This is a genomic window from Azospirillum melinis (genome assembly GCF_013340935.1).
In the GTDB taxonomy this organism is placed as follows: Bacteria; Pseudomonadota; Alphaproteobacteria; order Azospirillales; family Azospirillaceae; genus Azospirillum; species Azospirillum melinis.
This window is the reverse complement of record NZ_WHOS01000049.1, coordinates 1-11594: the sequence shown is the minus strand read 5'-3', so window position 1 is coordinate 11594 and position 11594 is coordinate 1. Positions and strand designations below refer to the sequence as shown.

The window sequence follows — 11594 nt, the reverse complement described above, 5'->3', positions numbered from 1 at the left end:
ATCCCGATGACACGCCCCTTCCGCCGCTGCCTCTGCCGTTGCGTCACTGCGGCGATGCTGCTGCCGGTCCTGCTCGCCGGTTCGGCCTGCGCCCCCTTCGGCAGCGAAAAGTCCGCCGCGATCTTGGAGCGGGTGGCTGATGGCGATTACGACGTCGGCATCCGCTACCCCTCCAAGCGCACCCGCTACGTCATGATCGTCGAGGAGGACGAAGAGTCCTTCGCCCTCGCCAACCGCCCTGTGACGGGCAGGACCGCTGACGGCGCAACACCGGCTCCCGCAACCGAGCCTGCCGCTCCGCAGCAGAACGACCGGGTGCTGACGCCTTGCACCGGGGCGGCAGGCAACTGGTACCGCCACACGCCGGCCGGCTATGTCTGCGCCGGCGGAGCGGGCGGCTGACCATGAAGCGTACGGCTCTGACAATCGCCCTGCTGCTCGCCGGCTGCGCCGCCGACGGGTCCAGGCAGCCCGTCACGGATGGCGGGGTGGATCCGGCCCCGATGCTCCGCATCACCGCCGATGCCGAGGCCAACGGCCGGCGTCCGGTGGCCGTCGACGTGGTCCGGGTGGCCGACAGCGCCCTGGCACGCCGGGTCGGGTCGCTCGACGCCGCAGGCTGGTTCCGCGAGCGGGCGGCCCTGAACGGCGAGGCTGCCGGGCGGATCGCCATCGCGTCCTGGGAACTGGTGCCCGGCCAGAGCGTGATCCTGCGCAGCCTTCCCCCCTTTGCCGCCACACCAACCGCAACCATCGTCTTCGCGCGCTACGGCATGCCGGGGGTCCACCGCCAGTCGTTGGACGGCATGAGTGCGCTCGACATCCGGCTGGGGCGCGACGGCTTCACCGTGGCTCCGCTGCCGAAGGACACCGCACCGTGACCGTACGGCCCGCCCCCTCGCCCTCCGCACCTCCGACCGCGCCCGCCGCCGCTGCCACCGCCGCCGCTGCCGCCGGTCCGGGTGTCCTGGCTCTTTTCCGCGCCTTCCATGCCGACCTGCTGGCCGCCTGCGCGCAGGACCAAGCCCCGGCCGGATCGGTCGCCGAACGGCTGGTCGCAATGCTCCACGGCATGAGCGCCTCGGCGACCGCCCAGGGTCCCGCCGCCCATGGCACGGTGGTGAAGGCGGCCTTCGCAATGGCGATGCTGGCGGACCGGGCGCTTGCCCAGGTGAAGCCGGCGGACGCCGTCGTCGCCGGCCGCCTGTTCGGTGCGAACGCCACCCTGCAAACACTGTTCGTCCAGGCCGACGACCTGATCCGCCAGGGCGCCAAGGCCGACCGCGGGCTTGCCGCGGTTTATCTGGCGGCCCTGGCCCTCGGCTTCCCCGACGATGCCCAGGCGACGGCGCGGCGCTCCCCGCTGCACCGGATCGTCACCGGCAGGGAGGGCGGAACCGAGCAGCCGCAGGCCGGCCTTGCCAGCCGGCGCGCCTACGATCCGCCAATGGGTGCGGTGGTCGGCGGCTTCCGCCCGTCGGCGCGGCGCTGGTGGGTGGCGGTCGGCGGCGTCGCAGCACTGTTCCTGCTGGTGTCCCATCTGCTGTGGTCCACCGCCGTCAACGATCTCCAGCGTGACCTGCGCGGCGCCCGGTCCGCGGTCGAGGATATGGGGCAGTCATGGTCCTACTGATCCTGACGATTGAACTCGTGATCTCCAGCATCGGTTCGGCCATCGGCTGGATCCTGTCCTTCGTCTTCGCCTATCTGCCGTTTCTGCTGGCGGCCCTGCCGCTCTACATCCTCTATCGGGTGGCCCGGTCGGTCTGGCCGACACTGCGCACCCGGCTCCGCCGTCGGCGCAAGCCCGCCAAGGCCGCGGTCCGTGCCAAGGCACCGACGCGCAAGCCCATGCCGTCCTCGGCGCTCCATGTCCGGGCGGAGGTGCCGCCGCCGTCGAAGGCCGCCGCCGGCAAGCCGCCGCTGGCCCGCACCTACAATGAAGGGCTGGACATCCTGGCCCGGCAGATGCGCGGTCCCCTGCGGCGCGGCGACATTCCCTGGTTCCTCGCCTTCGGCGTCGGCGGCCCGGCGCTGCTTGCCACCGACCCGACCCATGTGCGCTGGCCGGAGGACGGCAACACCGAGAACGGCTGCTGGTGGTTCTGCGAAGGAGCGGCGATCCTGCATGCCGGCGCCGATTCCGCCGATGGCACGAAACTGGACGCCTCCTGGCCGTCGCTGGTCGCAGCGATCCGCAAGCGGCCGATGCGCCGGCCGCTGGACGGCATCCTGTTGTTGGTCGGCGCCGACGAGCTGCGCGCCGCGGCGGAGCGCGAAGCGCCGCGCCGGGCGCTGGCCAGGCGGGCGGAGTCCCTGCGCGCACGGCTGCGCTCGATCCGCGACGATCTCGGCATGGTCTGCCCGGTGCATGTGGCGGTGGTGCGCGCGGAGTCCCTCGACGGCTTCAGCGACCTCTGCGCGACGATTCCCGCGGCCATGCTGGACAGCGTTCTGGGATGGACCAGCCCGCATGACTGGTTGGCGCCCTTCGAACCCGCCCGTGTGGCGGAAGCCTTCGACGCCATCCAATCCGACCTCGCGCTGCTGGAGGCTGATGCGCTTGCCGGCGTGACCGCCGCCGGGACTGCCTGCGTGCGCCTGCCGCTTCTGCCGGCATCGCTGGAGACGCTGCGCCATCCGCTGGCGCTGTTCCTGGATGGCGCGCTGGGGGGAGATGAGGCGGCCGAGCCCTTTCCGCTGCGCGGCATCGCCCTGACCGGCGCCTGTGCGACCGCGACGGGGGGGCGCCGCCCGGCCTTTGCCCGCGACCTGCTGCCCGGCCGCGCCTTCGCCGAGCCCGGCTATGGACGCCCGTCGGAAGCCGCTTTCCTGCAAGGGCGCCGGCATCGCCGGATCGCGCAGGCCACGCTGGCCGCCTCCGTGACGGTCCTGTCGGTCGCCGCGTGGCAAGGCTTCGCGGGCGTCTCGGCTGGAAGTGCGGCAGTGGCGGCACCGGTCGCCGACCTGCGGCGGGCGCTGCTGTCACGCGACGCCCCCGTCGATGGACCGATGGTCGGCCGCGTGATCGCCGCCACCGCCGTGATGGAGCGCGACCGGCTGGCGACGCCACTGCTGCCGACCTCGCTGTTCAGCGGAGTCGACGAGGACAAGCGGCGGCTCGCTTCGGTCACCCTGCGCCGGGCGGTGCTGCGGCCGATCCGCGACGCCCTGCTGCCCAGCTCCGCCCTGACCGATTTGCCGCCGGTCACCAATCCCCGGCGCGTCGAGGATCTGCCGGCCTTCCGCCGGCTGGCCGCCCAGCTGGACCGCATCGGCGGCCGGCGCGGTGCGCTGGAGCGCTACGACCGCTTCCGCCGCAACAGCGGATTCGACGAGTTGCTGGCGCTGGCCGAAAGCGTCTATGACGCCGTGCCGCGCCCGCCCATCGCGGCGACCGACGGCTTCGTCACGCGCATCGCCGCCGGTGCCGACCTTCCCAACCTGGATGCCAGGACCATCGCGGTGGCCCTGCGGGCGGAATCGGTGCAGCTCGCCGCTCCGCTGGCCGAGGAGCTCTACACCCGCAATCCCTTGCGCCTGCGGGCACAGGCATTGGCCGACCGGCTGCGCGACCTGCCGCAATCGCCGAGCGACGAGGATGTCGCGGACCTCGGCCGGCTGGTCGATGCCGTCACCGAGGCCGCCGGCTGGCCGATTGCGGCCGCCTTGCAGGATCCCGCGCGCGGCTTGCCGGATGCCGTCAAGCTGGCGCTCCAGAAGGCGGCGATGGCCGACCTTCCCGGCCGCGACACCACCGACCGCATCACCGAGGCGCTGTCCACAGCGGCCACCTCGGCCCGTGCCGCCGTGCTGGCGCTCGACACCCCGTCGGCCGGGCGCCTGCTGACCAGCGGCGAAGGCGGCGCACTGTCCCTGAATCCTGCGGTCGCCGCCCTGCCGGCACAATTGGTCGCTGCCGTGGCGGTCAAGCCCAAGGACGAGCCGCCGCCGGCCAAAGCCACCGCTTCCGAAAGCAAGCCCGCGGCGCCCGCTCCGGCGGCGCCGGTCGTCGAGCAGCGCCCCGCGCCACCCCCTCCTGTGCCGGCTCCCGAACCCCTTCCCGCGCTGCCCAAGCAGGTGGCGGTCGCCAGCCCGCCGCCTGCGCCCTACGAGGCTCCCCCACCGGCCCGGCTGCCCCCGTTGCCGCCGTTGCCGACCCTTCCGGCCCTCCCCCCGGAATCTGCGACGCCTGCGACGCCAGCGCCCGAGGCGGCGGTGGCGAGGCTCGATGCAGTGTTCTCCCAATCGCTTGCCGGACGCTTCCCCTTCGTCCGTCCGGAGCTTGCCCGCGGCGCGCCCGATGCCGATCCCAAGGACGTGCGCCGCTTCTACGAGCAGCTCGACGAGAGCCGGGCTGCCGTCATGAAGACGGCGTCGCCTGAAGTCGCGGCCTTCCTCGAGAAAATGGAGACGGTGCGTCCCCTGTTCGATGCGGTCTCCCGTTCGGCACCGGTCACTGTCCGTTTCAGCTACGGCACCAACCGGGCGCAGGAACTGGGGGCGGAGCACATCATCGATTGGTCGGTGCGATCAGGGACCAGCGCAGTCGGCGCCTCCGCCGGATCCGACACCCTGGTCTGGAAAGCGGGGCAACCGCTGCTCCTCAGCTTCCGCTGGGCCGCCGGTTCGCCCTATCGCCCGAAGAACGCCATGGCGAGCGAAGCGGAAGCGGCGGCCGGCGATACGCTGACGCTGGTCGAGCGCGGCCCCTGGGCGTTGCTGCGGCTGTTGAAAGGGCGGTCGTCCTCCACGAACAGCAACGGCGCCCTGCTGCGCATCGTCCTGCCGACCCAGACCATCGGCGGCGAGCCGGTGCGCGATACGGTCCTGTTCATGACGGCGTCCATTGCCGCCGGGTCGCGATCCGCCCTACCGGGGAAGGCCTTGGACCTGCCGTCCCGTTTCCCTTCAAGGTAGAAAATGTCGCCAATCGCAAGAAAAGCTAATGACATCTTTGGTCACATATCGCAGCAAGCCGATCCATGTCTCTGGGAAATTCCTAATAACCCCAACAGCGACTTAACAGGTTTTTAATCAATAAAACCGTATCAACAGACTATATTGCATAGGTCCACAGGCAGATATTTCCTGCCCCGCTTCCGCTCTAATCATCATTAGCCAATTTTTTCGCTGCCGCAGGCAGCCAACGCCTTTCGTTTGTCAATCGCCGTGACTGCAATTGACGATCACCCACTATTTTCCACCGGAAGGCTCAGCCAAGCGGCAGCGACCGGACGGAAACGTGTGGTTGACATCGAAGTTTCCACCGCAGATCAACTCTTCCCGACCCGAGAAAGGTTTCGGATCATGGTAGACCGTAAGAAGCGCGCCCAGGACCTGATCAAGTATCACAGCTACGCCTCCGGCGCCTTCGGGCTGATCCCCGTTCCGGGCGCCGACGTCGCCGCCGTCAGCGCGGCGCAGCTGAACCTCGTCCACAAGCTCGCCAAGCTCTACGAAGTCGAGTTCGCGCAGGAGCGGACCCGCGCCATTGTCGGCGCCCTGCTGGGCGGCGTCATGCCGGGAGCTCTCAGCTCCAGCGTCCTGGGCTCCGCCGTCAAGGCCGTCCCCTTCATCGGCACCGCGCTCGGCGTGGCGGTGATGCCGGCGCTGTCGCTGGCGGCGACCCGGGCTCTGGGCCAGGTGTTCGCCCAGCATTTCGAGACCGGCGGCACGCTGCTGGATTTCGACATCGATGCGATGCGCGAGTATTTCCGCAAGGAGTTCGAGGCCGCCAAGGGTGAGGCCGCCACCGACGCTCCGGCCGCCGCACCGCAGATGGACGAGCAGCCGGTCCAGAAGGCCGGCTGACGCCTGAACGCCGGGCAAAGAAGGAAGCATCGCCGTGTTCGAGCTGATCTATATCGGTCTCTGCCTGCTGGTCGGGTTTCTGGGGATCGGCCGCCGCGGCGGCTTCCTGCTTTACGCCTTCCTGGCGGTGGTTCTGACGCCGCCCGGCGCCCTCCTCGTCATGATCCTGCTCACCGGCCGCCGCAAGAAGCCGGCCAAGGCGTGACCGCAGCCATGACCATGTTCCCCCTTGCCGCGCCTCGGCGACTGCTGGCCCTGCTGCTGGCCCTGCTGGCGCTGCTCGTGCTGTGCACTCCGGCCCGTGCCGAATATTGGACCGTAGCGTCGGAGGACCATTTCCCGCCCTACAATTATTCCTTCAACGGCAACCGCACCGGCATCGACACCGAGATCGTCAACGCGCTGCTGAAGGAACTCAACGTCACCCCGGTCCATCGCCCGCTGTCCTGGACGGAGGTGGTCCAGTCGATGGACGAGAACACCGCGGACATCGGCTTCCAGTTCATCGCGTCGCCGACCCGTTTCGCGCAGTACAACATGATCGGCCCGTTCCGCACCGGAACGACCGTGTTCATGGTGCGCAAGGACTCCAACATCACCTTCGACCGGCTGGAGGATCTGACCTCCTACCGCATCGGCGTCGTCGACGGCTTCTCCTACGCCGCCGACTTCGACGCGGCGACATATCTGGAGAAGGTGGCGTCAAGCAGCAACGTGGTCAATTTCCGCCGCCTGATCCTCGGCCGGGTGGACGTGATCGTCGGCGACCTGCATGTGCTGAACTACATGGCCAAGCAGGACGGCCGCCTGAAGGACGTGCGCGTGCTGCCCAAGCCGGTCGGGCTGATCCCCCGCTACATCGCCCTTCCCAAGGCGCGCAAGGAGAAGGCGGAACGGCTGCAAGCCGCCTTCGTCAAGCTGCGCGACAACGGAACCATCGCCCGCATCCTCGACGGCTGGCTGGCGGAGTGACCGGACGATGGCCAAGCGCACTTCCTCTTCCAACCGCCCCCCTCCCAGCCGACCGCCGTCCTCGCTGCTGCCGCTGATCGGCCTTGCCGACCGCAGCATCTTGACCCGGCTGGTCATCACCGGCTGCGTCGCCGCCACCGCCAACCTCATCAGCCTGATGAGCCTCAGCGCGGAACTGAGCGGCTGGATGCGCGGCGAGGTGCTGGACACCCCCTTCCTGATCTTCTGCCTGTCGCTGCTGGTCTCCTACGCGTTTGCCAAGCGCTTCGTCTCCCTGACGCTGACGACCGCCTTCAGCGCGCTGGCCGGGGTGCGGCGGCGCTTCCTCCGCCACGTCACGCTGGGCGGCCACGCCGACATCCTGGATTTGCAGGCCAAGCGGTCCTTCGATCTCGGCAACCACCATCTGGAGCGCATCGCAGCATTGCTGCCCAACCTGTCCATCGCCGCCAACATGATGCTGGTGGCGGCGGTCGCCTACCTCTACCTGTGGACGCTGTCCACCGTCGGCGCCACGCTGCTGCTGGTGGCGGCGCTGCTGGTCGGCGGCTGGTACGTGCGCGAGGCGCAGCGGACCCGCTCGCTGCTCGGCAATGCCAAGGAGTCCGAGCTTCGGATGCTCCAGGGCTTTTCCGAGCTGGTCGGCGGCAATGCCGAGGTCAAGCTGGGCAAGGCGCGCCGCGACGAGCTGACCCAGGCCGTGGAGGCCGACGTCGCCCGCTGGGAAGAGCTGAAGCGCCGCCACGGCCGTAATCTGGGCGAGCTGTTCTCCTGGATCGCAACGATCATCATCGGGTTCTCGGCGGTCTTCGTCTTCATCTTCCCGCGCATGGGCGCGATGTCGGTGTCCGAACTTCCGCTGGTCACCTCGGTCATCCTGTTCCTGGCCCGCCCGCTGTCGAAATTCCTCAACGCCGTTCCCGACTATGTGGCAGCGGAGGATGCGGCGGCACAGCTGACGGCCCTGCTCGGCACCATGCCGGCTCTGGAATATGAGCCGTCGCGCACCGCCCGCGCTCCGCGCCGCTTCTCCAGCATCGAACTGCGCGGCGTCAGCTTCGCCTACCGCGCCGGACTGCGGCCGGAACCCTTCGTGATCGGCCCCATCGACCTGAGCATCCCGGCGGGCAGCGTGGTCGGCATCGTCGGCTCCAACGGGTCGGGCAAGTCCACCCTGCTGCGCGTCATCCCGCTGCTGTTCCGTCCCGACGAGGGGCAGGTGCTGCTCGACGGGCAGCCGGTGGAGACCGACCGGCTGGAGGCCTACCGCGACCTCTTCTGCGCCGTGTTCCAGGACCATCACCTGTTCACCCGGCTGCCGCAGGGGCCCGGCTTCGACGCCGAGCTGTTCCGCGAGATGCTGGCCTATCTGAAGATCGACCATCTGGTTCCGGATACCGGCAACGGGCTGCTGAACCGCGACCTGTCGAAGGGGCAGCGCCGACGCGTCGCCCTGGCGGTCGCGGTGGCGGAGGGCCGGCCGGTCGTCATCCTCGACGAATGGACGTCCGACCAGGATGCCGAATTCCGCACCCGCTTCACCAACGAGATCATCGGCAAGCTGCGGGCCCTCGGCCGCACCGTGATCTTCGTGTCGCACGACGGCGACGTCTCGTCGGTCTGCGACGTCACCATCCGGATGACCAACGGCCGGATGACGAATGACCGAATGACGAACACCGAAACAATCGACGGGTCAACGGACATGCCGGCCGCGACGGCCGCGTCCCGACCCGACATGGGTTCCGCTTCGGATCCCGCCATGGCTTGCTTGCAGGAGACCGCGTGATATGGCTGACCAAGCCTTCACCATCGACGATGCCGATGCGCTGCCGAAGCCGAAGTCGCGCCTGCGTGCGCTGCTGGCCCACTGGTACGACGAACACCGCCGTTCCCTGCTGTGCACGCTGCTGGTCGGCATCCTGATCTTCCTCTATTTCGCTCCGTCCATCGTCGTCTTCATCCCCGCCGGCCATGGCGGCGTGCTGTGGAAGCGTTTCCACGAGGGCACCCAGATGGGTCCGGCGCTCGCCGAAGGCGTGCATGTCATCTTCCCCTGGGACAAGATCGAGGTCTACGACCTGCGCCTGCAGGAGGACACCCGCTCATATTCGGCCATCGCCAACGACGGCCTGAACGTCAGCATCGAGATCACGGTCCGCTACCGCCCCTATGCGGAGATGCTGGCCGCCCTGCACAAGAATGTCGGCCCGCGGTATCTGGAAGTCCTGCTGGTGCCGGAGGTCGGGTCCGTCTCGCGCGAGATCGTGTCGCGCTTCAAGGCGGACGAACTCTACGCCCACCGCCGCCTGCGGGTGCAGACGGAGACCTACGAGCAGGTCGCCGACCGCGTGATGTACGCCCAGCTGATCGGCGCCGAGAATGTGCCGAAGCCGGACGGGCGGACCAAGACCGGTTATCTGCTGATCCAGGACATCCTGATCCGCAATGTCTCCCTGCCCGAAGCGATCATGGCGTCGATCGAACGCAAGATTCAGCAGGATCAGGCGGCGCAGGAATACCAGTTCCGCCTCCAGCGCGAACTGTTCGAAAGCCAGCGCAAGCAGTTGGAAGGCCAGGGCATCCGTGCCTTCCAGGAAACCGTGCAGGCCAACCTGACCGAGAACTATCTGCGCTGGCGCGGCATCGAGGCGACGCTGGAGCTGGCCCATTCGCCCAACGCCAAGATCGTCGTGATCGGCAACGCCGCCAGCGGCGGGCTGCCGCTGATCCTCGACGCCGCCTCCAACCAGAACCCCCTGCCGGCACCGGGCGCCACCGCCGCCACGCCGGGCGCGCCGCCGGCATCGCCGAACGCCAAGCTGACCTCGGTGCCCACCAGCACCGCCGTGCCGCCGGTCTCGCAGCTGCCGTCGCTGAGCGGAGAGGGAACGCCGGGCCAGACCCCGGTCGCCCAGATGCCCAGCCTGAACACCGGCGGCGAGTCCGCGCCCGCAGCTGCGCATCCGGCGGCCCCCGCTCCCGCGGCCAAGCCGGAATCGGCGAAGGAGGGGGCCAAGGACGGCTCCAAGACCGCGGCCTCGGCGCCGATCCTGTCGAAGGTGTCGCCGTCCAAGCTCCTCGACATGATCCAGTCGAAGTGAGGCGGCGATGGATCTCTGGCGCATTCTGAGACGCGAGGCGCTGCGCAACATGCAGCCGCTGCTGCTGCTGGCGGTGCTGGCGGCGGCGCTCAACCTCGCCCTGCTGACCTCGCTGAACGACGCCTTGCTGGTGCTGGACGATCCGGAGGGGCTCCAGCGTCTGCTGATCGTCTTCCTGCTGTCGGCCTTCCTGTGGCGGATCGCCCAGGGTTGGATGATGAACGCGGCGTCCAAGCGCATGCAGGCCGCGCTCGCCACCCTGCGCGTCGACCTGCTGCGCCGCGCCGTGGCCGCCGACCTGCCCGACGCGATGGCGGTCGGTTCCTCCCGCCTCGCCCAGGTGGCGGGAGCGGAGTTGCAGATGCTGGCCCAGGCGGTTCCAACCCTGGTCATCAGCTTCCAGTCGGTCGCCGCCATCCTGCTGTGCCTGCTGTATCTCTCCACCCTGTCGGGTGCGGCCGTGCTGATCGTGCTGGGCTTCCTTGTGGTCGGCGGCATCCTGATCGGCCGCTCCGTTATCCGGCTGGAACTGATGTCGGAGACGATCCACGAGGCCGAAGGCGCCCTGTCGGAACGGTCGGACCACATCCTGCAGACCCTGCGCGAATGCAAGCTGAACCGCCGCCGCGCCGCCAACGCGCTGGCCGACGCGACGTCCTGCGCCGAATCCCTGCGCAAGGAACGCCACCGGTTCGGCGCGGAGTACAGCCACTATTTCACCATCAGCGAGCTGACCTATTACGCCGCACTGGCCGGGATCATCTTCCTGCTGCCGGCGGTCACCGACACCGACATCGCCACGGTCATCCTGGCCGGCCATGCCGCCGCCTTCATCGCCTATCCGGTCATCACCATCGTCGCCTCCTATCCCTCCTACATCAGCGCCGAGACTGCCGCCCGCTCCTATCTGGCGGTGGAAGCGGAGCTGAAGGCGGCGCCGCAGGCGGTGGTTCCGGGCCGCGGCAGCGGCATGGACGATCCCTTTTCCACCATCGCCCTGGAAGGCGCCACCTTCCGCCATGCCGGGCGGGACGGCACGGGCTCCTTCACCGTCGGCCCGGTGGACATGACGGTCGAGCGCGGCAGCGTCGTCTTTATCACCGGCCACAACGGTGCCGGCAAGAGCACGCTGATCCACATGCTGCTGGGTCTCTATCCGATCCAGCGCGGCAGCCTGTCGGTGGATGGCGTGACGGTCGGGCCGGACGGCCTTGCCACCCACCGTGACCGCTTCGCCGTGGTCTTCTCCGACAGCCATGTGACCCGCCAGCTCTATGGTGCCACGACGCTCGACGACGGCTTCGCCGAAGAGCTTCTCGACCTGCTGGAGATGTCCGACAAGGTCGCCATCGATGGCCGTGCCTTCACCACCGTCGATCTATCGCAGGGCCAGAAGAAGCGGCTCGCCCTGATCGCCGCGCTGCTGGAGCGCAAGCCGGTGCTGGTGCTGGACGAGTGGGCGGCCGACCAGTCGCCCTATTTCCGGCGCAAGTTCTACCGCGAGATCATTCCCTGGATGAAGGCGCGCGGCATCACCGTGATCGCGGTGACCCACGACGACGCCTATTTCGACGCGGCCGATGTGCAGCTCCAGGTCGACCGCGGCGGCATCCGCCAGTTCATCGCCACGGTTCCCGCGGGCGGCATTCCTGCCCCCGACCTTCTTCCCGTCTCTTCCTGAGGCGGGTCCACCCCCTCCCCTTC

10 protein-coding genes are annotated in these 11594 nt (G+C 69.0%); all 10 read left to right on the top strand.

Going from position 1 to position 11594, the window contains the following annotated elements; genetic code table 11:
* Positions 1-6 precede the first annotated feature (6 nt).
* The 10 genes from GBZ48_RS26865 (at position 7) to GBZ48_RS36800 (ending at position 11571) form a co-directional block, all read left to right on the top strand.
* Entirely contained in the window at positions 7-402 is a 396-nt protein-coding gene (locus GBZ48_RS26865) for a hypothetical protein (protein WP_174473824.1), read from the top strand.
* Between the two features lie 2 nt (positions 403-404).
* On the top strand, positions 405-881 hold the full coding sequence (locus tag GBZ48_RS26860; protein WP_174473831.1) for a hypothetical protein: 477 nt from the start codon (positions 405-407) through the stop codon (positions 879-881).
* The gene (locus GBZ48_RS26855; RefSeq protein WP_174473830.1) at positions 878-1633 is read left to right on the top strand and encodes a DotU family type IV/VI secretion system protein; all 756 of its coding nucleotides are present in this window, start codon (positions 878-880) and stop codon (positions 1631-1633) included. Before GBZ48_RS26860 ends, GBZ48_RS26855 begins: the two co-directional genes overlap by 4 nt.
* Entirely contained in the window at positions 1621-4920 is a 3300-nt protein-coding gene (locus GBZ48_RS26850) for a type VI secretion system protein (protein WP_246307481.1), read from the top strand. The genes GBZ48_RS26855 and GBZ48_RS26850 overlap by 13 nt, the downstream gene beginning before the upstream one ends.
* Positions 4921-5310: 390 nt before the next feature.
* Complete coding sequence (locus GBZ48_RS26845; RefSeq protein ID WP_174473829.1) at positions 5311-5814, top strand: YcjF family protein; 504 nt, start codon at positions 5311-5313, stop codon at positions 5812-5814.
* Between the two features lie 34 nt (positions 5815-5848).
* The gene (locus GBZ48_RS26840; protein WP_167421769.1) at positions 5849-6019 is read left to right on the top strand and encodes a hypothetical protein; all 171 of its coding nucleotides are present in this window, start codon (positions 5849-5851) and stop codon (positions 6017-6019) included.
* A gap of 8 nt (positions 6020-6027) precedes the next feature.
* Positions 6028-6786 (top strand): substrate-binding periplasmic protein, encoded by a 759-nt coding sequence (locus tag GBZ48_RS26835; protein WP_174473828.1) that lies wholly within the window; start codon positions 6028-6030, stop codon positions 6784-6786.
* A gap of 7 nt (positions 6787-6793) precedes the next feature.
* Entirely contained in the window at positions 6794-8575 is a 1782-nt protein-coding gene (locus GBZ48_RS26830; protein WP_174473827.1) for an ATP-binding cassette domain-containing protein, read from the top strand.
* A gap of 1 nt (position 8576) precedes the next feature.
* On the top strand, positions 8577-9890 hold the full coding sequence (locus GBZ48_RS26825; protein WP_174473826.1) for an SPFH domain-containing protein: 1314 nt from the start codon (positions 8577-8579) through the stop codon (positions 9888-9890).
* A gap of 7 nt (positions 9891-9897) precedes the next feature.
* Positions 9898-11571 (top strand): ATP-binding cassette domain-containing protein, encoded by a 1674-nt coding sequence (locus GBZ48_RS36800; RefSeq protein ID WP_174473825.1) that lies wholly within the window; start codon positions 9898-9900, stop codon positions 11569-11571.
* Positions 11572-11594: the final 23 nt, after the last annotated feature.

Bases quoted from the DNA above. Each gene is read 5' to 3' on its own strand.
- GBZ48_RS26865 (WP_174473824.1), top strand. From the start codon at position 7: ATGACACGCCCCTTCCGCCGCTGCCTCTGCCGTTGCGTCACTGCGGCG.
- GBZ48_RS26860 (WP_174473831.1), top strand. From the start codon at position 405: ATGAAGCGTACGGCTCTGACAATCGCCCTGCTGCTCGCCGGCTGCGCC.
- GBZ48_RS26850 (WP_246307481.1), top strand. From the start codon at position 1,621: ATGGTCCTACTGATCCTGACGATTGAACTCGTGATCTCCAGCATCGGT.
- GBZ48_RS26845 (WP_174473829.1), top strand. From the start codon at position 5,311: ATGGTAGACCGTAAGAAGCGCGCCCAGGACCTGATCAAGTATCACAGC.
- GBZ48_RS26835 (WP_174473828.1), top strand. From the start codon at position 6,028: ATGACCATGTTCCCCCTTGCCGCGCCTCGGCGACTGCTGGCCCTGCTG.
- GBZ48_RS26830 (WP_174473827.1), top strand. From the start codon at position 6,794: ATGGCCAAGCGCACTTCCTCTTCCAACCGCCCCCCTCCCAGCCGACCG.
- GBZ48_RS26825 (WP_174473826.1), top strand. From the start codon at position 8,577: ATGGCTGACCAAGCCTTCACCATCGACGATGCCGATGCGCTGCCGAAG.
- GBZ48_RS36800 (WP_174473825.1), top strand. From the start codon at position 9,898: ATGGATCTCTGGCGCATTCTGAGACGCGAGGCGCTGCGCAACATGCAG.